Source organism: Serratia sp. BFP-2025, from assembly GCF_050880365.1.
GTDB classification, from domain to species: domain Bacteria; phylum Pseudomonadota; class Gammaproteobacteria; order Enterobacterales; family Enterobacteriaceae; genus Serratia; species Serratia surfactantfaciens.
Map to the genome: position 1 here is coordinate 449,011 of NZ_JBPAFV010000003.1, position 23,231 is coordinate 472,241.

The 23,231-nt window shown below is 61.2% G+C and carries 24 protein-coding genes and 1 pseudogene; 12 read left to right on the forward strand and 13 right to left on the reverse strand.

From position 1 onward, the window contains the following. Window positions 1-52: 52 nt before the first annotated feature. Window positions 53-1,207 (forward strand): cell division protein FtsZ, encoded by a 1,155-nt coding sequence (gene ftsZ, locus ACRAWE_RS20155; RefSeq protein WP_004932757.1) that lies wholly within the window; start codon window positions 53-55, stop codon window positions 1,205-1,207. A gap of 103 nt (window positions 1,208-1,310) precedes the next feature. Continuing rightward, window positions 1,311-2,228, forward strand: coding sequence for a UDP-3-O-acyl-N-acetylglucosamine deacetylase (gene lpxC, locus ACRAWE_RS20160; protein WP_025159644.1), 918 nt, complete (start codon window positions 1,311-1,313; stop codon window positions 2,226-2,228). A gap of 113 nt (window positions 2,229-2,341) precedes the next feature. On the opposite strand, the gene ACRAWE_RS20165 is transcribed toward lpxC, so the two are convergent. Next, the gene (locus ACRAWE_RS20165) at window positions 2,342-2,857 is read right to left on the reverse strand and encodes a DUF721 domain-containing protein (RefSeq protein WP_019455076.1); all 516 of its coding nucleotides are present in this window, start codon (window positions 2,855-2,857) and stop codon (window positions 2,342-2,344) included. 26 nt (window positions 2,858-2,883) lie between these two features. Here ACRAWE_RS20165 and secM point away from each other — a divergent pair, with 26 nt between their 5' ends. The 3 genes from secM (at window position 2,884) to mutT (ending at window position 6,690) form a co-directional block, all read left to right on the forward strand. Then, a complete protein-coding gene (secM, locus tag ACRAWE_RS20170) occupies window positions 2,884-3,414 on the forward strand; it encodes a secA translation cis-regulator SecM (protein ID WP_043128869.1) in 531 nt (176 codons plus the stop codon). A gap of 82 nt (window positions 3,415-3,496) precedes the next feature. Then, window positions 3,497-6,205, forward strand: a complete 2,709-nt coding sequence (gene secA / locus ACRAWE_RS20175) for a preprotein translocase subunit SecA (protein ID WP_025159645.1) — start codon at window positions 3,497-3,499, stop codon at window positions 6,203-6,205. A gap of 80 nt (window positions 6,206-6,285) precedes the next feature. After that, the gene (mutT, locus tag ACRAWE_RS20180) at window positions 6,286-6,690 is read left to right on the forward strand and encodes an 8-oxo-dGTP diphosphatase MutT (protein WP_019455079.1); all 405 of its coding nucleotides are present in this window, start codon (window positions 6,286-6,288) and stop codon (window positions 6,688-6,690) included. A gap of 39 nt (window positions 6,691-6,729) precedes the next feature. Here the strand turns inward: mutT and yacG are convergent, their stop codons facing one another. Both yacG and zapD read right to left on the reverse strand, forming a co-directional pair. Continuing rightward, entirely contained in the window at window positions 6,730-6,921 is a 192-nt protein-coding gene (gene yacG, locus ACRAWE_RS20185; RefSeq protein ID WP_019455080.1) for a DNA gyrase inhibitor YacG, read from the reverse strand. A 51-nt stretch (window positions 6,922-6,972) separates the two neighbouring features. After that, window positions 6,973-7,713, reverse strand: a pseudogene (gene zapD, locus ACRAWE_RS20190) (cell division protein ZapD); the annotation flags it as partial. Between zapD and ACRAWE_RS20195 the strand changes: the two are divergent. Continuing rightward, window positions 7,601-7,831 carry a hypothetical protein gene (locus ACRAWE_RS20195; RefSeq protein ID WP_227414610.1) on the forward strand — a complete coding sequence of 77 codons (231 nt, stop codon included), beginning with the start codon at window positions 7,601-7,603 and terminating at the stop codon, window positions 7,829-7,831. The pseudogene zapD and the gene ACRAWE_RS20195 overlap by 113 nt on opposite strands. On the opposite strand, the gene coaE is transcribed toward ACRAWE_RS20195, so the two are convergent. Next, the gene (gene coaE / locus ACRAWE_RS20200) at window positions 7,731-8,345 is read right to left on the reverse strand and encodes a dephospho-CoA kinase (protein ID WP_019455082.1); all 615 of its coding nucleotides are present in this window, start codon (window positions 8,343-8,345) and stop codon (window positions 7,731-7,733) included. The two genes, ACRAWE_RS20195 and coaE, sit on opposite strands and share 101 nt — an antisense overlap. Window positions 8,346-8,696: 351 nt before the next feature. On the opposite strand from coaE, the gene ACRAWE_RS20205 reads away from it, so the two are divergent. Continuing rightward, window positions 8,697-9,740: a GMP reductase gene (locus tag ACRAWE_RS20205; protein ID WP_432525808.1), complete on the forward strand. Its 1,044-nt coding sequence runs from the start codon at window positions 8,697-8,699 to the stop codon at window positions 9,738-9,740. 54 nt (window positions 9,741-9,794) lie between these two features. Here the strand turns inward: ACRAWE_RS20205 and hofC are convergent, their stop codons facing one another. From hofC to nadC, 4 genes are all read right to left on the reverse strand, one after another. Beyond that, window positions 9,795-10,994, reverse strand: coding sequence for a protein transport protein HofC (gene hofC, locus ACRAWE_RS20210; RefSeq protein ID WP_432525809.1), 1,200 nt, complete (start codon window positions 10,992-10,994; stop codon window positions 9,795-9,797). After that, the gene (gspE, locus tag ACRAWE_RS20215; protein ID WP_019455084.1) at window positions 10,991-12,433 is read right to left on the reverse strand and encodes a type II secretion system protein GspE; all 1,443 of its coding nucleotides are present in this window, start codon (window positions 12,431-12,433) and stop codon (window positions 10,991-10,993) included. Before gspE ends, hofC begins: the two co-directional genes overlap by 4 nt. Window positions 12,434-12,438: 5 nt before the next feature. Then, window positions 12,439-12,876, reverse strand: coding sequence for a prepilin peptidase-dependent pilin (gene ppdD / locus ACRAWE_RS20220; protein ID WP_063918162.1), 438 nt, complete (start codon window positions 12,874-12,876; stop codon window positions 12,439-12,441). Window positions 12,877-13,066: 190 nt separating this feature from the next. Then, window positions 13,067-13,957, reverse strand: a complete 891-nt coding sequence (nadC, locus tag ACRAWE_RS20225; RefSeq protein WP_074055940.1) for a carboxylating nicotinate-nucleotide diphosphorylase — start codon at window positions 13,955-13,957, stop codon at window positions 13,067-13,069. Between the two features lie 84 nt (window positions 13,958-14,041). Here nadC and ampD point away from each other — a divergent pair, with 84 nt between their 5' ends. Both ampD and ampE read left to right on the forward strand, forming a co-directional pair. Beyond that, window positions 14,042-14,638, forward strand: a complete 597-nt coding sequence (ampD, locus tag ACRAWE_RS20230; protein ID WP_211129890.1) for a 1,6-anhydro-N-acetylmuramyl-L-alanine amidase AmpD — start codon at window positions 14,042-14,044, stop codon at window positions 14,636-14,638. Continuing rightward, the gene (gene ampE / locus ACRAWE_RS20235) at window positions 14,638-15,492 is read left to right on the forward strand and encodes a beta-lactamase regulator AmpE (RefSeq protein ID WP_063918164.1); all 855 of its coding nucleotides are present in this window, start codon (window positions 14,638-14,640) and stop codon (window positions 15,490-15,492) included. The genes ampD and ampE overlap by 1 nt, the downstream gene beginning before the upstream one ends. 60 nt (window positions 15,493-15,552) lie before the next feature. Here the strand turns inward: ampE and hemL are convergent, their stop codons facing one another. Beyond that, window positions 15,553-16,842, reverse strand: a complete 1,290-nt coding sequence (gene hemL / locus ACRAWE_RS20240) for a glutamate-1-semialdehyde 2,1-aminomutase (protein WP_154747101.1) — start codon at window positions 16,840-16,842, stop codon at window positions 15,553-15,555. A 174-nt stretch (window positions 16,843-17,016) separates the two neighbouring features. Here hemL and clcA point away from each other — a divergent pair, with 174 nt between their 5' ends. Both clcA and erpA read left to right on the forward strand, forming a co-directional pair. After that, the gene (gene clcA, locus ACRAWE_RS20245) at window positions 17,017-18,456 is read left to right on the forward strand and encodes a H(+)/Cl(-) exchange transporter ClcA (RefSeq protein ID WP_432525810.1); all 1,440 of its coding nucleotides are present in this window, start codon (window positions 17,017-17,019) and stop codon (window positions 18,454-18,456) included. A gap of 89 nt (window positions 18,457-18,545) precedes the next feature. Next, a complete protein-coding gene (erpA, locus tag ACRAWE_RS20250) occupies window positions 18,546-18,890 on the forward strand; it encodes an iron-sulfur cluster insertion protein ErpA (RefSeq protein WP_019455090.1) in 345 nt (114 codons plus the stop codon). A gap of 56 nt (window positions 18,891-18,946) precedes the next feature. Here the strand turns inward: erpA and ACRAWE_RS20255 are convergent, their stop codons facing one another. The 4 genes from ACRAWE_RS20255 to mtnN all read right to left on the reverse strand — a co-directional run bounded on the left by ACRAWE_RS20255 (window position 18,947) and on the right by mtnN (window position 21,505). Next, window positions 18,947-19,180 (reverse strand): hypothetical protein, encoded by a 234-nt coding sequence (locus ACRAWE_RS20255; protein WP_432525812.1) that lies wholly within the window; start codon window positions 19,178-19,180, stop codon window positions 18,947-18,949. Window positions 19,181-19,381: 201 nt separating this feature from the next. After that, complete coding sequence (locus ACRAWE_RS20260) at window positions 19,382-19,996, reverse strand: TRIC cation channel family protein (protein WP_019455092.1); 615 nt, start codon at window positions 19,994-19,996, stop codon at window positions 19,382-19,384. Then, window positions 19,996-20,751, reverse strand: a complete 756-nt coding sequence (btuF, locus tag ACRAWE_RS20265) for a vitamin B12 ABC transporter substrate-binding protein BtuF (RefSeq protein ID WP_154747225.1) — start codon at window positions 20,749-20,751, stop codon at window positions 19,996-19,998. Before btuF ends, ACRAWE_RS20260 begins: the two co-directional genes overlap by 1 nt. Before the next feature lie 52 nt (window positions 20,752-20,803). Further along, window positions 20,804-21,505 carry a 5'-methylthioadenosine/S-adenosylhomocysteine nucleosidase gene (mtnN, locus tag ACRAWE_RS20270; RefSeq protein WP_019455094.1) on the reverse strand — a complete coding sequence of 234 codons (702 nt, stop codon included), beginning with the start codon at window positions 21,503-21,505 and terminating at the stop codon, window positions 20,804-20,806. Between the two features lie 128 nt (window positions 21,506-21,633). On the opposite strand from mtnN, the gene dgt reads away from it, so the two are divergent. After that, window positions 21,634-23,151, forward strand: coding sequence for a dGTPase (gene dgt / locus ACRAWE_RS20275; RefSeq protein ID WP_432525813.1), 1,518 nt, complete (start codon window positions 21,634-21,636; stop codon window positions 23,149-23,151). Window positions 23,152-23,231 lie beyond the last annotated feature (80 nt).

Below are 23,231 nucleotides of genomic sequence, written 5' to 3' on the forward strand. Positions count from 1 at the left end.
TGAGTAATCTTTTTATGATCTCGCAGCGACAGGCACAAAACGGAGAGAAACTATGTTTGAACCAATGGAACTAACCAATGACGCGGTGATTAAAGTCATCGGCGTCGGCGGCGGCGGTGGCAACGCCGTTGAACACATGGTGCGCGAGCGCATCGAAGGTGTTGAATTCTTCGCTGTGAACACGGACGCCCAGGCGCTCCGCAAAACGGCGGTTGGCCAAACCATCCAGATTGGTAGCGGTATTACCAAAGGTCTGGGTGCGGGCGCGAACCCTGAAGTGGGTCGCAATTCAGCGGAAGAAGACCGCGAAGCCCTGCGCGCAGCGCTGGACGGCGCAGACATGGTCTTCATCGCGGCCGGCATGGGCGGCGGTACCGGTACCGGTGCGGCGCCAGTGGTGGCTGAAGTGGCTAAAGATTTGGGTATTCTGACCGTGGCCGTGGTGACCAAGCCTTTCAACTTCGAAGGCAAAAAGCGCATGGCATTCGCGGAGCAGGGTATCGCTGAACTGTCCAAACACGTGGACTCGCTGATCACCATCCCGAACGACAAACTGTTGAAAGTTCTGGGTCGTGGCATCTCTCTGCTGGACGCGTTCGGCGCGGCCAACGACGTGCTGAAAGGCGCGGTGCAGGGTATCGCCGAGCTGATCACCCGTCCGGGCCTGATGAACGTCGACTTCGCCGACGTGCGCACCGTGATGTCCGAAATGGGCTACGCGATGATGGGTTCCGGCGTCGCTTGCGGTGAAGACCGCGCCGAAGAAGCGGCCGAAATGGCGATCTCCAGCCCGCTGCTGGAAGACATCGATCTGTCTGGCGCGCGCGGCGTGCTGGTCAACATCACCGCCGGCTTCGACCTGCGTCTGGATGAGTTCGAAACCGTGGGTAACACCATCCGCGCGTTCGCCTCCGACAACGCGACCGTGGTTATCGGTACCTCGCTGGATCCGGAAATGAACGACGAACTGCGCGTCACCGTGGTGGCGACCGGTATCGGCATGGACAAGCGTCCTGAAATCACCCTGGTGACCAATAAGCAGGCCAGCCAGCCGGTGATGGATCACCGTTACCAGCAGCACGGTATGTCGCCTCTGCCGCAGGAAGTGAAACCTGCCGCCAAGGTGGTCAACGACCAAGCTGCGCAGCCGAATAAAGAGCCCGACTATCTTGATATTCCAGCCTTCCTGCGTAAACAGGCAGACTAAGAATATCCTGAGAATTTGGAATCTCCGCTCTTTGTGCTAAACTGTCCCGCCAGCCTTGCTGTATGCTTGGCTGGTAGGATGGATAACATTGCGAGATAAAACGATGATCAAACAAAGGACATTAAAACGTATTGTTCAGGCGACTGGTGTCGGTTTGCATACCGGCAAGAAAGTCACGCTGACAATGCGCCCAGCGCCGGCTAATACCGGGGTCATCTATCGTCGCACTGACTTGAATCCACCGGTTGATTTTCCGGCTGATGCAAAATCCGTGCGTGATACCATGCTCTGTACTTGCCTGGTGAATGAGCATGACGTGCGTATTTCGACCGTTGAGCACCTCAACGCCGCGCTGGCTGGGCTGGGCATCGACAACATCGTCATTGAAGTCGACGCCGCTGAAATCCCAATCATGGACGGCAGCGCCAGTCCGTTCGTGTTCTTGCTGCTGGATGCCGGCATCGAAGAACTGAACTCGGCGAAGAAATTCCTGCGTCTGAAAGAGACCGTGCGCGTTGAAGATGGCGACAAGTGGGCCGAGCTGTCCCCGCATAACGGGTTCCGCCTGGACTTCACCATCGACTTCAACCACCCGGCTATCGACGCCAGCTCTCAGCGCTATCGTCTCGATTTCTCGGCTGAGTCGTTCGTGCGTCAAATCAGCCGCGCGCGTACCTTCGGGTTCATGCGTGACATCGAATACCTGCAGTCCCGCGGTCTGGCCCTGGGCGGCAGCTTCGATTGCGCCATCGTGGTGGATGATTACCGCGTGCTGAACGAAGACGGTCTGCGTTTCGAAGACGAGTTCGTACGTCACAAAATGCTGGACGCCATCGGCGACCTGTTCATGTGCGGCCACAACATCATTGGCGCGTTCACCGCGTACAAGTCTGGCCACGCGTTGAACAATAAACTGCTGCAGGCCGTGCTGGCCAAGCAGGAAGCGTGGGAATACGTGACCTTCCAGGACGAAGCCGAAATGCCATTGGCATTCAAGGCGCCGTCTACCGTATTGGCGTAAGGTCTGAATTCCTCGCCTGCGAGTAACGGCAGGCGCATCCCCTGAGAGCCTGAGCATTCAGGCTCACGAGGGTGTGATGTCGGCTGCCCGATGTTTTGCAGTTGTGTCGCTGATTACTTATCACGACTGGTTGTGTTGGTACCCTCTCCGGCCAATGCAGCCAGCCGTTCCAATATCTTGCGCAGTTTCTCCGGGCTACGGCTCGCCAATCCCCTCAGCTCTTCTGCACTTTCCAGACTCAAATGGCGCATCGGCACGGGTTTTTCCGGCGCTTTTTCGGCGCTTTGCACTTGGTTGCTGCCTTTCGCCATCAAGGCCGGATTAATCCTGATGTCGATCGACGACAATGATGGTAGAATTTGCGCTCGTAGTGCAGACAGCAAAGCGGGTTGTTCGTAGCGCAAGCGCATCATCCAACTGGCATTTGCCGTTTCGAGCACTAAAATACCCTGTCGGAAATTCGCGACGCGGCACCAGGGATGCAGGGGAGCGGGCAACAGGCCCTTCACTGCACGGTTAAGCTTGAGCAGCGCCACCGCGCGTTGCTGGACGTTATGCAGCGGCCCTTTGCTGCCGGCAGACGCGTCGTCGAACAGGACATCTAATAATTGTGGACGGCTATCGCGCATAATGGGCTCCGGCGGATTATAAACTCGTGATCGGTATTCTAAATCGTTGGCGACAATTTGGCAGACGTTATTTCTGGCCCCATCTCCTGTTAGGGATGGTTGCGGCCACGCTTGGCGCGTCTTCCAATTTGTCCGGCGCTCCCGATCAGGCCGCACTGCCGAGCACATCGTCCAGCCTTAACCGGCAAAATTCGGCCAACGGCGCCTTCAACAGCCTGGCCCTGCTGCAGGACGCGCATCGCCGCCCTACCTTCAGCGTAGATTACTGGCAGCAGCATGCGCTGCGCACCGTCATTCGTCACCTCTCTTTCGCGCTGGCGCCGCAGGCGGTTTATGCGCGGGTGCAGGAGAGCGAAGCCGAAGCGGAACCCCCTTTGCAGGTGGCGCAACTGGCGCTGCTTTCTACTCTCAACGCGCTGCTGACGCACGAGCCGAAGCCGCCGACCATCATTCGTCACACACACCTTGAGGTGCTGCCAACGCTGGCGCGGCACCAGACCGGCCTGTGGGTGGCGCAGGTACAGGGCATTCGTGCCGGGCCTGCCGCGCTCGTCTGACTCCGCCCTTAGGGCACAAAAACCATAAATAATAGCAAGTTGACTGCCGTATTCGGCCGTCATGACAGAGATATCAAACATCATGTTAGTGAAATTATTAACCAAAGTTTTTGGTAGCCGTAACGATCGTACCCTGCGCCGCATGCGCAAAGTGGTTGAGCAGATCAACCGCATGGAACCGGACATGGAAAAACTGTCCGATGACGAGCTGAAAGCGAAAACCAACGAGTTCCGCGCACGCCTGGAAAAGGGCGAGTCGCTGGAAAGCCTGATCCCCGAAGCCTTCGCCGTGGTGCGTGAGGCGAGCAAGCGCGTGTTCGGCATGCGCCACTTCGACGTGCAGCTGCTGGGCGGCATGGTGCTGAACGACCGCTGCATCGCCGAGATGCGCACCGGTGAAGGTAAAACCCTGACCGCGACGCTGCCGGCTTATCTGAACGCCCTGAGCGGCCGCGGCGTGCACGTCGTGACCGTCAACGACTACCTGGCGCAGCGCGACGCCGAAAACAACCGTCCGCTGTTCGAGTTCCTCGGCCTGAGCATCGGCATCAACCTGCCGGGCATGCCGGCGCCGGCCAAGCGCGAAGCTTACGCCGCCGACATCACCTACGGCACCAACAACGAATACGGCTTCGACTACCTGCGCGACAACATGGCGTTCAGCCCGGAAGAGCGCGTGCAGCGCAAACTGCACTATGCGCTGGTGGATGAGGTGGACTCCATCCTGATCGATGAAGCGCGTACGCCGCTGATCATCTCCGGCCCGGCCGAAGACAGCTCCGAGATGTACATCAAGGTCAACAAGCTGATCCCTAAACTGATCCGCCAGGAAAAAGAAGACTCCGACACCTTCAAGGGTGAAGGGCACTTCTCGGTGGATGAAAAGGCGCGTCAGGTGCACCTGACCGAACGCGGCCTGATCCTGATCGAAGAGATGCTGGTGGAAGCCGGCATCATGGATGAAGGCGAGTCGCTGTACTCACCGACCAACATCATGCTGATGCACCACGTGACCGCCGCGCTGCGCGCCCACGTGCTGTTCACCCGCGACGTCGATTACATCGTGAAAGACGGCGAAGTGATCATCGTTGACGAACACACCGGCCGTACCATGCAGGGCCGCCGTTGGTCCGATGGTCTGCACCAGGCGGTGGAAGCCAAAGAAGGCGTGGAGATCCAGAACGAGAACCAGACGCTGGCTTCGATCACCTTCCAGAACTACTTCCGTCTGTACGAGAAGCTGGCCGGCATGACCGGTACCGCCGATACCGAAGCCTTCGAATTCAGCTCGATCTACAAGCTGGACACCATCGTGGTACCCACCAACCGTCCGATGATCCGTAAGGACATGCCGGATCTGGTGTACATGACCGAGAAAGAGAAGATCGGCGCCATCATCGAAGACATCCGCGAGCGCACCGCCAAAGGCCAGCCGGTGCTGGTGGGCACCATCTCAATCGAGAAATCCGAAGTGGTTTCCCATGAGCTGACCAAAGCGGGCATCGAGCACAAGGTGCTGAACGCCAAATTCCACGCCATGGAAGCGGACATCGTCGCCCAGGCCGGCCAGAGCGGCGCGGTGACCATCGCCACCAACATGGCGGGCCGTGGTACCGATATCGTGCTGGGCGGCAGCTGGCAGGCCGAAGTGGCGCTGCTGGAAGCGCCGACCGAAGAGCAGATCGAAGCCATCAAAGCCGCCTGGAAAGTGCGCCACGACGCGGTGCTGGCGGCGGGCGGCCTGCATATCATCGGTACCGAGCGCCATGAATCGCGCCGTATCGATAACCAGCTGCGCGGCCGTTCCGGTCGTCAGGGCGACGCCGGTTCATCCCGCTTCTACCTGTCGATGGAAGATGCCCTGATGCGCATCTTCGCCTCGGATCGCGTGTCCGGCATGATGCGTAAACTGGGTATGAAAGAAGGCGAAGCGATTGAGCACCCGTGGGTGACCAAGGCGATCGCCAACGCCCAGCGCAAGGTGGAGAGCCGCAACTTCGACATCCGTAAGCAACTGCTGGAGTACGACGACGTCGCCAACGATCAGCGTCGCGCCATCTACAGCCAGCGTAACGAATTGCTGGACGTGTCCGATGTGAGCGAAACCATCGCCAGCATCCGCGAGGACGTGTTCAAGAGCACCATCGACAACTACATCACACCGCAATCGCTGGAAGAAGAGTGGGACATTCAGGGGCTGGAAGAGCGCCTGAAGAACGACTTCGATCTGGAGATGCCGATCGCACAATGGCTGGACAAAGAGCCGGAGCTGCACGAAGAAACGCTGCGCGAACGCATTCTGGAGAACGCCAAAGAGCAGTACCAGCGTAAGGAAGAAGTAGTCGGCAGCGAAATGATGCGCAACTTCGAGAAGGGCGTGATGCTGCAGACGCTGGACTCCCTGTGGAAAGAGCACCTGGCGGCGATGGACTACCTGCGTCAGGGCATCCACCTGCGCGGTTATGCGCAGAAGGATCCGAAGCAGGAGTACAAGCGTGAATCCTTCAACATGTTTGCCACCATGCTGGAATCGCTGAAATACGAAGTGATCAGCGTGCTGAGCAAGGTACAGGTGCGGATGCCGGAAGAGGTGGAGGCGCTGGAACAGCAGCGTCGTGAAGAGGCTGAGCGCCTGGCACAGCACCAACAGCTGAGCCACCACGACGAAAACGCGCTGGTGACCGAAGATCCGAATGCCCCGGCGATCGCCGAGCGTAAAGTGGGCCGCAACGATCCTTGCCCATGCGGCTCCGGCAAGAAGTTCAAGCAGTGCCACGGCCGCCTGCAGTAATGCCGGCCGCGGTTAACCGATAACATCCAGGGGTTCAGCTTGCTGAGCCCCTGTTTTTTGGCACCCATCAGGAGGGTGAGATGAAACATCTGAATATCGCCGTGGGCATTATCCGCAATGCTCAACAGGAGATCTTTATTACCCGCCGCGCCGCCGATGCGCACATGGCCGGTTTTTGGGAGTTTCCCGGCGGCAAGATCGAACAGGGTGAAACACCTGAACAGGCGCTGAGCCGTGAGCTGCGTGAAGAGACCGGTATCGAAGCCGAGCGCGCCGAACTGCTGGAGGTGGTGGAGCATCGCTTCAGCGATCGCATCGTGACGCTGAATTTTTATCTGGTTGAGCGTTGGGCGGGCGAGCCGTTTGGCCGCGAGGGGCAACCGATGCGCTGGGTCAAACAGGCGGAGCTGCAAGAAGAGGAGTTCCCGGAAGCCAACGCCGGTATTATCCAACTGCTGGTGGCACAGGCGAACGCCGCGCAATAACAAGATTGGCCTGGCGGGCGCCAGGCCTTCAACCGGCGACTAGCGGTCGTCGAGTTCGCTCCAGTCTTCGCTTTCCGACAGATCGCTGTTGCTCGGAATACGCTTCTCTTCATCGGCCCATTCGCCAAGATCGATCAGCTGGCAGCGCTTGCTGCAAAACGGCCGGAACGGGCTGACATCGCCCCAAACCACGCCGGTGCCACAGGTTGGGCATTTCACTACGGTCGTCATAACGGTTCCTTACGCCTTCTGACAGTGCTGAGAAGGCTTTCTTTCACGGGTTCAACAACAGGCCAGTTCGAACGTCAGGCGTTCAGGCACCACGCCGTTTTCACTGTCGAGCGGCAGGAAACGGATGGCGTAACGCGTCTTGTGGCCGGAAATCTGCGGATAAAGCTGCGGCGCCAGATGGAGACGCAGACGCAGCAGATCCGCCCCTTCGGCGTTGTCCTGGAAAAAGCCGTTCAGGCTGATTTGGTTGCGGAACGGCCCGGATTGACGGATCAGATCCAACACCATGATCAACGCTTGATTCAGCGGCTCCAGCGATTGCAGCCAGGCGGCGACGTCGGCGTCGCGATCCTGCTGCGGCGCGTGCATCCACATGTGCAGGGTCGGCAGATCGAAGCTGCAGCAGCCGCCAGGGATGTTCAGCCGCTGGCGCACCAGGGCGATCAGCCGATCTTCACGCAGCGCCTGACCGAGGCGAGGCGCCGCCATCAGCGCTGATGAACGCGACTTCAGCTGGCCGCGCAGCTGATCGATCAGCGCCATATCCACGCCCGGCACATCGGCCCAGGCCAACAGTTTCTGCTGCTGACGTTCCAGCTCCTTGAGCAGTTCGGTGCGCACCTCGCCACGCTCCAGTACGTCCAGCAAATCGGAGACGGTGCGGAAAAAGGTGAGGGCGATAGCGGTTTCACTCAGGGCACGTTGGCCGTGCAGCTGTTGCAGCAAAAATTCGATGCGCAGCCAGGTGCGCATCTTCTCGTTCAGCGGGTGTTCAAAGAGAACGGTTGGGGAAACATCACTCATGCAGTTTAATCCTGTTGGGGCGCTGTTGCCGCCAGTTCAAGGTAGCGACGATGCAGTGCGGCGACCCGTGGCTCTATCCCCTGAGCGGCGCCGCTGTTGTCAATAATGTCATCCGCCACGGCGAGGCGCTGCTGGCGCGTGGCCTGGGCGGCGAGAATGCTTTGCGCTTGCTCACGGCTGACGCCGTCGCGCGCGATGGTGCGAGCCAACTGGGTTTCGGCATCGACGTCGATCACCAGTACGCGATCGGCGCGATCCTGCAGGCCGTTTTCCACCAGCAGCGGCACCACCCACAGCGCGTAAGGGCTGGCGGCCTGCGCCAGCTGGCGCTGGGTTTCGCGGTGTATCAGCGGATGCAGCAGTTGGTTCAGCCAGGCTTTGTCATCGGGGTGGCTGAAAATGCGCTGGCGCAGCGCAGCGCGGTTCAATGCGCCGTCGGGCAGCAACATTTCATTACCAAATCGTTCGGCGATCGCGGCCAAAGCAGGGGTGCCCGGCTCGACGACCTGACGGGCGATCACGTCGGCATCGACGACGGTTGCGCCGTGGCGCGCGAAGGCGTTTGCGACGGTCGTTTTGCCGCTGCCTATGCCCCCGGTCAACGCAACAATGTAGGCCATGGTGTTAGGTGCATCCGATGTTCATAAAAAAATAATAGACGAATCATAAAGCGATCGCGCAGAAGTGCAAGTCGACAGGCGGCGGGCCTGCCAGGGCGGCGAGAAAAAGCGCAGCGGCACAGCAAAAATGAGCGGACAATCACACTGCGGTTATGCAGGTAAATTTGTCTGATTGTAGCGTAAATAAAGGCGAATTCGCAGTCTTGTTCGGCGATTATTAGCGCGTATTATAACGTCACTGGAACTGGCATTAATCTCGCCGCCGTCTTTCCGCGCCACTGGAAAGCCGTCGGGCAGAGGTGCGAATATCCTCCTTGCGATCCGTCGCCATTAACCAGGAAATCATGAGTCATGCGTATTGAAGAAGATTTGAAGTTAGGCTTTAAAGACGTGCTGATCCGCCCTAAGCGTTCCACGCTGAAAAGCCGTTCAGAAGTTGAACTGGAACGCCAGTTTACCTTCAAGCATTCAGGTTGCAGCTGGTCCGGCGTGCCGATTATCGCCGCCAACATGGACACGGTAGGCACCTTCCGCATGGCCGAGGCCCTGGCTTCTTTCGACGTTCTCACCGCCGTACACAAACATTACAGCGTCGAGCAATGGGCTGACTTCGTGCAGCGCATGCCGGAATCGGTGCTGCGCCACGTGATGGTGTCCACCGGCACCTCCGAAGCCGATTTCGCCAAAATGCAGCAAATCCTGGCGCTGTCTCCGGCGCTGAAATTCATCTGTATCGACGTGGCCAACGGCTATTCAGAGCATTTTGTCGCCTTCCTGAAAAAAGCGCGCGAAGCCTGTCCGAATCACGTGATCTGCGCCGGCAACGTGGTGACCGGCGAGATGGTGGAGGAGCTTATCCTTTCCGGCGCCGACATCGTTAAGGTCGGCATCGGCCCGGGTTCAGTATGCACCACTCGCGTGAAAACCGGCGTGGGCTACCCACAGCTGTCGGCGGTGATCGAATGCGCCGACGCGGCCCACGGGCTGGGTGGCCAAATCGTCAGCGACGGCGGCTGCTCGGTGCCGGGCGATGTCGCCAAAGCCTTCGGCGGCGGCGCTGACTTCGTGATGCTGGGCGGCATGCTGGCCGGTCACGACGAATGCGAAGGCACCGTCGTGGAAGAGAACGGCGAGAAGTTCATGCTGTTCTACGGCATGAGCTCCGAGTCGGCGATGAAGCGCCACGTCGGCGGCGTCGCGGAGTATCGCGCGGCCGAAGGCAAAACCGTCAAGCTGCCGCTGCGTGGCGAGGTGGAGTTTACCGTGCGCGATATCTTGGGCGGCCTGCGTTCCGCCTGTACCTACGTCGGCGCCGAGCGCCTGAAAGAGCTGACCAAGCGCACCACCTTCATCCGCGTGGCGGAGCAGGAAAACCGCGTCTTCGGCAGCAAATAAACCGCACCTTGCATTCGGGCGTCGCACAGCGCGGCGCCCGCTATCCTTTTTCCCTTATCCCAACACGCTGCCCAGTTGAAAGATAGGCAGGTACATGGCGATCACCAAAGCGCCGACAATGCCGCCTACCACCAGCATCAGCAGCGGCTCCAGCGTTTGCGCCAGCGTATCGGCCAACTCGTGGGTCTGCTGTTCATACCACTGCGCCAGTTTATCCAACAAGGCGTCCAGCGAACCGGACTCCTCGCCCACTCGCACCAACTGCCGACACAGCGGTGGAAACAGCGGTTGCAGGCCCAGGGCATGATGAAACGCTTCGCCTTCGGCGATCTGGCGCTGCACCTGTTCCAACGCCTGCCGGTACAGCAGGTGGTCTGCCGCCAGCGCCGCCGCGTTCAAGCCTTCTACCAGCGTCAGCCCTGCGCGTTGGGTCATGGTCAGGATGCGAAAGGTTTGGCTCAGCGCGCCGCCGCTCACCAGCCGGGCGAGCAGCGGCAGCTTCAGCAAGGCCGCCTGTTCACGTTGGCGCCACGGCGGGCGTGGATGCAGCCAGCGACAATAGCCGAACAGCAACGCGCCCAGCAGCAGCGCCAGATAGGGGCCGACGGCGATCAGTTGCGCAGACAACGCCAATAGCCCCAGGGTAAACCAGGGCAGCGGCGCATCGAACGACTGATAAACCTTGGCGAATTCCGGCAGCACCATCACCAGCATCAGCACGCTGACCAGCAGCGCCACTGCGCAGATGAACAGCGGATAACGCAGCGCTTTGGTCACTTTGCGGCGCAGCAACAGCTGAGCTTCCTGCTGCTGTGCCAGCTGCAGACAGCAGCCATCGAGGTTGCCGGTCAGTTCACCGATGGCGATCAACTGGCGATAGATAAGCGGAAAAATCCCCGGTTGTTCGGCGAGGGTTTCGGAAAGCGGTTGCCCTTCTCGCACCTGTTCCGTCAACTGGCGCAACAGGCAACGCCAGGCTGCCGAGGGATGTTCTGCCGCCAGCAGCCGCAGCGCATCGACCAGCGGTAACCCGGCCTGCAGCAGAATGGCGAGCTGGCGGGTGAAGTGGATTAAGGGCTCTCCGCGCCACTGGCCGGGCGGGACGCGTTTGCCGTGCCCAATCCGCCAGGGTTGCAGGCCTTGTTCGATCAGCCACTGGCTCACCTGGCGTTTTTCATCACTCATCAGTTCGCCACGGCGTAAGGCGCCCTGAGCGTCGAGAGCCTGCCAAAGGAACAGCCGGCGCGCTTTCATGGCGCGATTGCGCCGGGCTGGACGACGTCGATCACGCGGTACAGTTCTTCCAGTGAAGTCGTGCCTTCGGTGGCCAGCGCCAGACCCGCCTGCAGCAGCGAAAGCTGCCCCTGCTCGCGGGCGATATCCGCCAGCAGAAGAGGGGCGGCGTTCGCCAGCAAGGCCGCCTGTATTTCCGGCGTAATGGCCAGCAGCTCATACACGCCGATGCGACCATAGTAACCGCCGAAGCAGTGCTCACAGCCATCGGCGCGCCAGGCGGTCAGCGGTTCCGGCCAGATCGAGGCGGGAAAATGCGCCGGCTGGCTGTGCGGATAGCGGCAGTGGCGACACAGCCTGCGTACCAGCCGCTGCGCGACGACCAGCTTCAGGCAGCCGGCGAGCAGGTAGCCGGGGATCCCCATATGCATCAGCCGCGTCAGGGTTTCAGCCGTGGAGTTGGTATGCAGCGTCGACAGCACCAGGTGGCCGGTTTGTGCGGCCTTGACTGCGATCTCGGCAGTTTCCGCATCGCGGATCTCGCCGATCATGATGACATCCGGATCCTGGCGCAGCAGGGCGCGCAGCACCCTGGCGAAGCTCAGATCCGTTTTGGCGTTGATCTGGGTCTGATTGACGCCGAACAGCGGGATCTCGACCGGATCTTCGACGCTGCACAGGTTGCTTTGCGCATCGTTCAACTGGCGCAGCCCGCTGTACAGCGTTACCGTCTTGCCGCTGCCGGTTGGGCCGGTCACCAGGATCAAACCTTGCGGGCAGGCTAACGCCGCCGCGTAGCGCGCCAGATCCGCCCGACTCATGCCCAGTTGATCCAGCGGCAGATCCTGTTGCTCTCCCTGTTGAACGCGCAGCACCACCTTCTCGCCATGCAACGTCGGCAGGGTGGCGATGCGCATGGCATAGCGCGCACCGTCCAGCGTCAGGCTGAGCTGCCCGTCCTGAGGCTGCCGGCGTTCGGCGATATCCAACTGGCCGAGGATCTTCAGCCGGGCGATAAGGCGCGCGGTCAGCTGCGGCGGCGGTGAGGCGAAGGTTTGCAGCACGCCGTCGATGCGCAGGCGCAGGCGAAAATGCTGCCGAAAGGGTTCGAAGTGGATGTCCGAAGCGCGGCGTTGGATGGCCAGGCGCAGCGTCTGGTTGATGAACTGCACTACCGGTGCATCGCCGTCGTCGGCGTAGGCGATGTCGGCGGCATCCTCTTCGGCCGCCAGCGGCGCCGGGAGCGGCTCGTGGCGTTGGTTCAGCGCCAGCTCAAGCCTGGCCGCCGGCCACTGTTCCAGGTGGATGCGTTTGCCGGTAGCGAAGCGCAGCGCCGCCAGCAATCCTTGCGGCGCTTCTTCGCTGAGCGCGACCGTCAGGGTGGTCGGGTCTTCGTTCAGCGCCAGCGCCTGATAGCGCCGGCACAGGGCGTGAACCTCCTCGCTGATTTGTACGCTCATCGCCGTTACTCCGCTGCGTTATCGAAGCGGAAGACTTCCTGGCACACCTCAACCAGCGTGGCGTTTTCGCTGCTGCACAGCCGGCTCCAGCGGGTCAGCCCTTCGGCGTTCGCTGTGGGGGTTAACGCCACCGCCAGCCCCTGCAGCGTCTGAGCGCCGGTCAGCGTGATCACGCCTTTGACGACCTTCACTCCGCTGACGTAACGCGATGTGCCGCCGGTGGGAATGCCTTTGCTGCCGGCCTCGCAGCCGGCGGGGGCGCCTTCATCCAGCACGCACAGCTCAACCGCCAGCTTATACGGCGCCATGGTTTGCAACATGTCGGTCATCGCCGCTTTCTGAATGTAGCGCTGGTAGGCGGGAATGCCGATGGCGCTGAGGATGGCGATGATGGCGATCACCACCATCAGTTCTATCAGGGTAAAGCCGCGTTGCGTTTCCATACGTTGTTTCCTCCATTGGGGTGTGGAAGGCAACGGTAGCGGCTTGCTTGGGGGCACGGCGAGGGGCTTTTGCGCGTTTCTCGGCGCGCTTCCATCAGTAATGACGTTGTTTGCAGCGGTAAATAAAACAGTGCGAGGGGGGGCGCAATTTTACGGTAACGCCCCCGACAGCGGCCGGGGGCGAGGGGGATCACTTGAAGCGCATCGACAGATCGAGCGCGGTCACATGCTTGGTCAGCGCGCCGACCGAAATGTAATCCACGCCGGTTTCGGCGAAGGTGCGCAGCGTCTCGCTGGTGACGTTGCCGGACACTTCCAGCTGGGCGCGTCCCTGGGTCTGGGCGACCGCCTGGCGCATCATCTCGACGCTGAAGTTGTCCAGCATGATGATGTCGGCGCCGGCGTCCAGCGCCTGCTGCAGTTCATCGAGCGATTCGACCTCCACTTCCACCGGCACGTCGGCGTGCAGCCAGAAGGCTTTTTCCACCGCGTTCTTGATAGAACCGGAGGCGATGATGTGATTTTCCTTGATCAGGAAGGCGTCGGAGAGCCCGAGCCGGTGGTTGCTGCCGCCACCGCACAGCACGGCGTATTTCAGCGCGGTGCGCAGGCCGGGCAGGGTCTTGCGGGTATCGAGCAGGCGAGTCCGGGTGCCTTCCAGCAGGGCCACATAGCGGCTGACCTCGGTTGCCACGCCGGAGAGCGTCTGCACGAAGTTCAGCGCGGTGCGCTCGCCGGTCAGCATCACTCGCGCGGGGCCGCGCAGCCGGCAAAGCGGCTGGTTCGGTGCCAGACGATCGCCGTCCGCCACCAGCCACTCCACCTGCACCTGATTGCCCAGTTGAATAAAGACCTCATTCAGCCAACGGCGGCCGCAGAACACACCGGCTTCGCGGGTGATGACGGTGGCTTCGGCCTGCTTGTCAGCCGGTAACAATTGCGCGGTAATATCGCGCCCGGCGTCGACTTCACCCCCCAGGTCTTCGCGCAGCGCCTGGGCGACGGCATAGGGAATATCACTTTCAATTCGTTCAAGAAGCTCGGTGCGGCGACTGTCGGCACTGTAGCGGCGTGTCGGCATGGAAAACTCCGAAATGGACGGTTAGATCGTAGGGGAACATGCTACTCTGTTGCAGGAATAAGTACCACCGCAGAGAGGTGTCTGATGCAGTTGGAAAATGGCTGGATTGTCGGGGCGACGCGAGTGGTCTCGCCGCACTGCGATCGTCGCCCGGATGATGAGCTCCCCTCGCTGCTGGTCATCCACAATATCAGCCTGCCGCCCGGCGAGTTCGGCGGCCCCTATATCGACCAGCTGTTCACCGGCACGCTCGATCCTGCGCAGCATCCTTATTTCGCTGAAATCCATCAGCTGCGGGTGTCGGCGCACTGTCTGATCCGCCGCGATGGGGCGATCGTGCAGTATGTGCCCTTCGACCAGCGCGCCTGGCACGCGGGCGTGTCCCTGTATCAGGGGCGCGATCGGTGCAACGATTTCTCCATCGGCATCGAGCTGGAAGGCACCGATCGGCTGCCCTACACCGAGGCGCAATACCGCGCGCTGCAGGCGGTCACCGCGCTGCTGGCCGAATATTATCCGCCGCTGGCGGAAAATATCGTCGGGCATTGCGATATCGCCCCCGGGCGCAAGACCGATCCCGGGCCGGCGTTCGATTGGGATCGCTATCTGGCATCTCTGGAACAACGCGGCGCGCCCGCCGACGCTATGCTTGAGACAAGAAAAAGGGAGAGGAATCGCTAATGACGCTGTTTACGCTGTTGCTGGTTTTGGCCTGGGAGCGCCTGTTTAAGCTGGGTGAACACTGGCAGCTGGATCACCGTCTCGAAGTGGTGTTTCAGCGGCTGCATCGAGTTTCGCTGGCGCAGACGCTGGCGATGACGGCCGCCTGGATGGTGATCGTCTGGGGCATTCTGTGGTTGTCGCACGGGTTATTCTTCGGCGTGGTGACGCTGCTGCTGTGGATCGTCATCGATCTGCTGTGCGTCGGCGCCGGCATCAAGCGTAAACACTACCGGGCTTATCTGAAAGCGGCGCGGCAGGGGGATACTCACGCCAGCGATCAGATGGCGGAAGAGCTGGCGTTGATCCACGGCTTGCCGGTGGACTGCAGCGAAGAGCTGCGCCTGCGCGAGCTGCAAAATGCGCTGCTGTGGATCAACTTCCGTTATTACCTGGCGCCGCTGTTCTGGTTTGTGGTGTTTGGGCCTTATGGGCCGATAGCGCTGGCGGGGTATGCTTTCCTGCGCGCCTATCAAACCTGGCTGGCGCGCCACAATACACCGCTGGAGCGTTCGCAGTCGGGCATCGATCACCTGCTGAACTGGCTAGACTGGATCCCGGTGCGTTTAGCCGGGGCTGCCTATGCGCTGTTCGGCCACGGCGAGCGCGCGCTGCCGGCCTGGTTCGCTTCGTTGGGGGATCTGCACTCGTCGTCGTATCAGGTGTTAACGCGGCTGGCGCAGTTCTCGCTGGCGCGCGATCCGCATATGGATCCGGTGCAAACGCCACGGGCGGCGGTGACGCTGGCGCGCAAGGTGACGATGATCATCGTGGTGGTAGTGGCGCTGCTGACCATTTACGGCACGCTGCTTTAAGCCGCTGCGAAAAGCAAAACGGGCGCCGAGGCGCCCGTTTTTTTGGCCATTCGGCCGGGATTACAGCTTGGCGAAACAGCGACGCGCGGCGTCGATGGTGCGCTGGATGTCTTCCTTGCTGTGCGCCACGGACATAAAGCCCGCTTCAAAGGCGGACGGCGCCAGATACACCCCTTCTTCCAGCATCAGGTGGAAGAAGCGCTTGAAGCGCTCCACGTCGCACTGCATGACGTCCTGGTAGCAGGTGACCGCTGGCGCGTCGGTGAAGAACAGGCCGAACATGCCGCCGACGTTGTTGACCACCAACGGGATGCTCTCTTCCTGCGCCGCGTGCAGCAGGCCCGCGGCCAGCATTTCGGTCAGTTCGGTCAGCGTCTGGTGCACGCCGACCTGTGACACTTCGGTCAGGCAAGCGTAGCCCGCCGCCATGGCGATCGGGTTGCCGGACAGGGTGCCCGCCTGGTAGACCGGGCCGGTCGGCGCCAGCGCGTCCATTACCTCGCGACGGCCGCCGAAGGCGCCCACCGGCATGCCGCCGCCGATGATTTTGCCGAGGCAGGTCAGATCCGGCTCGACACCGTAATAGGATTGCGCGCCGGCCAGCGCCACGCGGAAGCCGGTCATCACTTCGTCGATGATCAGCAGCGCGCCGTATTTGTCGCACAGGGCGCGCAGGCCCGGCAGGAATTCCGGCAGCGGCGGCACGCAGTTCATGTTGCCGGCGACCGGCTCGACGATGATGCAGGCGATCTCGGATGGGTATTGCTCGAAGGCGGCGCGCACCGAGTCCAGATCGTTATAGGTGCAGGTCAGGGTGTGTTTGGCGAAATCGGCCGGCACGCCCGGTGAGTTCGGCTGGCCGAGGGTCAGTGCGCCGGAACCGGCTTTCACCAGCAGGCAGTCGGCATGGCCGTGGTAGCAGCCTTCGAACTTGATGATTTTATCGCGGTTGGTGTAGCCGCGCGCCAGACGAATAGCGCTCATGGTGGCTTCGGTGCCCGAGTTCACCATGCGCACCATATCCATGGTCGGCACCAGTTCGGTGACCAACTGCGCCATTTTGACTTCCATTTCGGTCGGCGCGCCAAAGCTCAGGCCGCGCTGCGCCGCTTCGATTACCGCGTCGCGGATAGCCGGGTGGTTGTGCCCCAGCACCATCGGCCCCCAGGAACCGACATAGTCGATATAGGCCTTGCCGTCGGCATCGAACAGGTAAGCCCCGTCTGCCCGCTCGATAAACAGCGGCACACCGCCCACGCCGGTGAATGCACGCACCGGAGAGTTCACCCCGCCGGGGATCAACTGTTGCGCCTGGGCGTACAGACTTTCGGACTTGCTGTGTAGGCTCATAAATCGGCTCCTGGATTCTCTTTTGAATGATTTGACCGCGCTATTCTAGAGGAGAGCGCCGCGTTATGAAACGATCACAGTCAGATACCATTAACGGCAGCGCCCGCCGCCGGGTTGGGGTAGAATAACCGCCTTGCCTATTTGTATTACAAATTACCTGACGAATCACTCGCGATGACTGAATCACAATCACAGCCTGCAGGGGCATTGAGCCCGCGTCTTAGCCGCAGCGATGCGGTGCGCCAGTTTATCCGCCGCGATAAAACGCCGGTGGCGATCCTGTTGATGGCCGCGCTGGTGGGAACGCTGGCCGGCTTGCTCGGCGTGGCCTTCGATAAAGCGGTGGAGTGGGTGCAGCAGCAGCGGCTGGCTTCACTGGCGCAGGTCGCCGACTCCTGGATCCTGGTGTGGCCGCTGGCGTTTATCCTGTCCGCCGCGCTGGCGGCGCTGGGTTATTACCTGGTGCGCCGCTTTGCGCCGGAAGCGGGCGGCTCGGGCATTCCGGAGATCGAAGGTGCGCTGGAGGAGCTGCGGCCGGTGCGCTGGTGGCGCGTGATCCCGGTGAAATTCATCGGCGGCATGGGCACGCTGGGGGCGGGCATGGTGCTGGGGCGCGAAGGGCCCACGGTGCAGATGGGCGGCAACGTCGGGCGCATGGTATTGGACATGCTGCGCATTCGCGGCGCCGAGGCGCGCCATTCGCTGCTGGCGACCGGGGCCGCCGCCGGCTTGTCCGCCGCGTTCAACGCGCCGCTGGCCGGCATCCTGTTCATCATCGAAGAGATGCGGCCGCAGTTTCGCTACAACCTGATCTCGATTAAAGCGGTATTCATCGGCGTTATCATGTCGAGCGTGGTGTTCCAGCTGTTTAACGGCCAGGGATCGGTGATCGAAGTCGGCAAGCTTTCTTCGGCGCCCATCAATACCCTGTGGCTCTATCTGGTGCTGGGGGCGATCTTCGGCGCGGTGGGCGTGGGATTCAACGCGTTGATCTTCCGCACCCAGGACATGTTTGCGCGCCTGCACGGCGGCAGAATGCGCAATGTCTTGCTGATGGGCGGGCTACTCGGCGGCGTGTGCGGCATTCTGGGGCTGATTCAGCCGGAGGCGGCGGGCGGCGGCTTTGGGCTGATCCCGATCGCCGCGGCGGGCAATTACAGCGTCGGCATGCTGATGTTTATCTTTATTACCCGTATCTTCACCACGCTGCTGTGCTTCGGTTCCGGCGCGCCGGGCGGCATCTTCGCGCCGATGCTGGCGTTGGGCACGCTGTTCGGCACCGCCTTCGGGCTGGCGGGGGCGCACCTGTTCCCGCAATACGGCATCGAGGCGGGCACCTTCGCCATCGCCGGTATGGGGGCATTGTTCGCCGCGACGGTGCGCGCCCCGCTGACCGGCATCGTGTTGGTGCTGGAAATGACCGACAACTACCAGCTGATTTTACCGATGATCATCACCTGCCTCGGCGCCACGGTGGTGGCGCAACTGCTCGGCGGCAAGCCGCTGTATTCGTCGATCCTGGCCCGCACGTTGCAAAAACAGGAGGCGCAGCTGGCGCGAGAAGCGGTGGAGAAAACAGGTAAGGAAAATACAACAAATGCGGTGAATACTTGAACGCAACACTCAGGTATCGGATAATCGTTAATATTAATCAGGCGGCCATAGTAGCGATCTGATGCTGAACAATGTTGGGAGTAAAGACTATGAGTGATGAAACGGCACTGCCCCTGCAATTTACCGAGGCAGCAGCAAACAAGGTGAAGTTCCTGATTGCTGACGAAGAAAACCCGAACCTGAAGTTGCGGGTTTACATTACCGGTGGCGGCTGCAGCGGATTCCAGTACGGCTTCACTTTTGACGACAAGGTCAACGATGGCGACATGACCATCGAGAAGCAGGGCGTAGCGCTGGTGGTCGATCCGATGAGCCTGCAGTATCTGGTGGGCGGTTCGGTGGACTACACCGAAGGGCTGGAAGGGTCGCGCTTCGTGGTGACCAACCCGAATGCCAAAACCACCTGCGGTTGCGGTTCTTCGTTCAGCATCTGAGTTCGCCTGTCAGAATATCAACCCGCTCGCCTGCCGGCCGGCGGGTTTTTTTATGTCTACCATTCCACCAGGATCACTTCCGCGCCATTCTCCTGCGTCGGTGGGGTGCGGATGACCTTGGGCTGCGCCGCCGCATGGCTGCATTCGGCCTGTGGCGCAGCGGCTTCGAGGCGCACGGCGCATTGCGATTCAATGGTCAGGGTAACGCCGATCTGGCCGCTGACGACATCGGCATAGACGGCGCCACTCAGCAGGGCGCCACAGCAGGCAAGCAGAAGTTTTTTCATCATTGCGGGAATAGCCATCCGTAAGCAATCTTGTGATGACTTATCGGCAAAAAGTTAAAAAGTTTTAACGGCGCGGGGAAAGCATTAACCTGAGGGTTACGGAATTTTACATCGTCACTACGCTATTTTTCGGGCGAAAATAATACCACCAAACCCGTTTTTAGTCTAATTAATCACCAGGCCGCCGTCCCGAAGGACGACGGCTCAGCGTTCGAGGATAAAGGCGGGCAGTTTGAGATGCCAACGAATGGCCGCCAGCCGAATGGCCAGGGTGATGAGCATGCCCAGCATCATGGCCTGCTGCAGTGGCATGCCGAAGGTATAAAACGCCGTGGCGTGCACGATACCGCCGATGATGCAGGCGGTGGCGTAAATTTCGGTGCGCAGGATCATCGGGATCTCGCGCGCCAGCACGTCGCGGATAATGCCGCCGCCGACGCCGGTGATCACCCCCATGCAGATCGCCACCAGCGGGCCGGTGCCGGCCGCGAAGGCCTTGTTGACGCCGATACCGACGAACACCGCCAGCCCGACGGCGTCCAGCACCGGCAGCACCCACTTCGGCAGGCGGCGCGGCTGGCGTACCAGCAGCAGCGTCAAGACGCAGGTGATCATCGCCACCACCAGGTCGGTGGGATCCTTGACCCAGAATACCGGGCCGTTGGCCAGCGCCATATCGCGGATGGTGCCGCCGCCGACCGCGGTGACCACGCCCAATACCAGCACGCCGAACGGATCCATGCGCAGCTTGCCGGCCAGCAGTACGCCGGAGACGGCGAACACCGCGGTGCCGAGAATATCCAGCCAGAACACCAACATCAGCGGATCTCCGCCAACTGGTGGCACAGCTGCTGCGCTGCCAACAGGATGCGCGGCCCGCCGCGATTGAACCAGTCTTCGTTCAGCGCGATCACCGGCACCTGCAGCTGCGGCGCCCAGAAGGCCTTCACATTGGCGGCCTCTTTTGCGCCGCCGGTGATGACGATGGCCTGCGGTTGACGCGCCAGCACCTGCTCGCGGCTGATCTGCGGCCAAGGGGTGCGGCTGTCGGCGAAGACGTTCTGCGCGCCGCACAGCGCCAGCACCTGGCTCTGCAGTGTGGCGCCGGAGCTGGTGAACAGCGGCTGGGTGCCGAACTGTAGCAGCACCCGCCGCGGCGGGTTGGCAGCGTACTGTTGCTTGAGAGCGGCGAACTGGCGGCGAAGGGCGTCTGCCGCCTGATGCGCCTGGTCCGGGTGCGGACTGTAGCGCGCCAGCTTGTCCAACAGGCCGGCGAGCCCTTCGAGATTGTCGGCGTCCGCATAGAAGATCGGGATGCCGAACGCGGCGAGCTGATCGAGCACGCGCTGCGGATTGCCGCCGCGCCAGGCGAGGATCAGGTCCGGCTTCAGCGCCAGCACCCGTTCCAGATTGATGCCCTGCCAGGAGGCCACCTGCTCCAGCCTGGCGGCCTGTGGCGGATAATCGGAATAGGCGCTCGCCGCCACCAAGACATCGCCCATGCCGGCGGCATAGGCGAGTTCGGTGGCGTTGGGCGCCAGGCTGATCACCCGCTGGGCGGCGCCGGCCGGCATGGCCAGCCAGAGCGCCAGCAGCCAGAACGCCGAGGTGAAGCGCAGCCTCACATCAACCGCGCTTGGCCAGGGTTTGCAGCATGGCGTTGACCATCAGCGTAGACTGTTTGGCCGCCACCACCAGGAACTCGTCAAAGCTCATGTGCGACTCGCTGTCGGCGACGTCGGAAATGGCACGCACCACCACGAACGGCGTGCCGAACAGATGGCAGACGTGGGCGATCGCTGCGGCTTCCATTTCTACCGCGGCGACGCGCGGGAAGGTAGCGCGAATGCGCGCCAGCGGCTCGGCGCCGTTGATGAAGGCGTCACCGCTGCAAATCAGGCCGCGCACCGCGTGCAGATCCAGCTGTTTGATGCAGCTTTCCGCCAGCGCGATCAGCGCGTCGTCGGCGACGAACGCCGCCGGGCAGCCGGCCATCTGGCCCGGCTCGTAACCGAAAGCGGTAACGTCGGCGTCGTGGTAGCGCACTTCTTCCGATACCACGATATCCCCCACGCGCAGCGTGCTGGCCAGGCCGCCGGCGGAGCCGGTGTTGATCACCACGTCCGGGCTGCAGTGTTCCAGCAGCAGGGTGGTGCCCATGGCGGCAGAGACTTTGCCGATGCCGGATTTCAGCAGGGCCACTTCAACGCCGCCGATCTGGCCGGTGTAGATTTCGCAGCCCGCACGTTGGATGGTTTGACGGTTTTCGATTTGATCGCGCAGCAGGGTGACTTCCTGCTCCATTGCGCCGATGATGCCTACTTTCATAAATAACACTCGCTGATTGGCCGTGAGAATTGCGGCATAGTCTATCATGGCTGTGTGTGAGAGATAATGCGTTGCATCCGCCGCCGGGAATTGTTATCACGGGGCAGGGCGTAACGGCGGAGGAACAGATGCCCGGGATCGACTTCAAGCAAAAAATCAGTTTCCAACGGCCTTTCAGCAAACCGATCGAGGCTGAGGAAGAGTACGACATCGTGCGGCAGTTCGAGAGCGATCGCGGTCGCATCGTCAACTCGGCCGCCATTCGCCGTCTGCAGCAAAAAACCCAGGTGTTTCCGCTCGAGCGCAACGCGGCGGTACGCAGCCGCCTGACGCACTCGATGGAGGTGCAGCAGGTCGGGCGCCACATCGCCAAAGAGATCCTCAACCGCTTCAAACAGGCAGGGAAGATTGACGAACTCGGCCTGGCCCGGCTGCTCGATCCGTTTGAAAGCATCGTGGAAATGGCCTGTCTGATGCACGATATCGGCAACCCGCCGTTCGGTCACTTCGGCGAGTCGGCGATCAACGACTGGTTTGCCCAGCGCCTCGATCCCGCCAGCTGCGGCAGCGAACCTGGCAGCCACGATCGCTGCCAGGTGGCGGCGCTGCGCCTGCATGAAGGGGAGAGCGATCTGAACCGGCTGCGCAGCCGGATCCGTCAGGATCTCAGCCACTTCGAGGGTAACGCCCAGGCGATCCGCATGGTGTACAGCCTGTTGAAGCTCAACCTGACCTACGCTCAGGTCGGCTGCATTTTGAAATACACCCGCCCGGCTTATTGGGCGGGCGATATTCCCGCCAGCCACAGCTATCTGATGAAAAAGCCCGGTTACTATCTGGCGGAAGAGGCCTTTGTCGATCGGCTGCGGCGAGAGCTGCACATGGGCGAGTTCGATCGTTTCCCGCTGACCTATATTATGGAGGCCGCCGATGATATCTCTTACTGCGTGGCCGATCTGGAAGACGCGGTGGAGAAGAGCATTTTTACCGTCGAGCAGCTGTATCAGCACCTGATTCAGGAGTGGGGCGAGGTGGTGCCGGGCGATCTGTTCGACAAGACCGTCGCCAGCGCGTTTCGCAAGATCGATCGCGGCGGCGCGCGGCGCAGCGCAGAAGATCAGTTCTTCATGTATCTGCGGGTGTTTACCGTGGCGCGGCTGGTGCCGCACGCGGCGCAGCGCTTTATCGACAATCTGGACGCGGTTTATCAGGGCAGTTTCAATCAGGCGCTGCTGGAGGATTCCAGCCCGGCCTATCGGCTGCTGAAAATATTTAAAAATGTGGCGTTCAAGCATGTGTTCAACCACCCCGAGGTCGAGCAGCTCGAGCTGCAAGGCTACCGGGTGATCAGCGGCCTGCTGGACATTTACAGCCCGCTGTTGGCGATGTCGCTGGCGGACTTCAGCCAGCTGGTGCGCGAGGACAGTCATCGCGCTTACCCGATCGAAACGCGCCTGTTCCACAAGCTGTCCACCAAGCATCGGCTGGCGTATGTGGAGGCGGTAGAAGGGCTGCAGCATTTATCGCCGGAGCAGCAAACCATTCGGGAATATTATTTCCGCGCGCGTTTACTGCAGGACTATATCAGCGGAATGACCGACCTGTATGCCTATGATGAATATCGTCGATTGATGGCGGCGGAATAATTAAGCTGAGGAATAATTGTCAGCAATTCCAACCGGTTGGCTGTCTCGAGTTTTGTAAAGACGGACAATATTTGTTTACT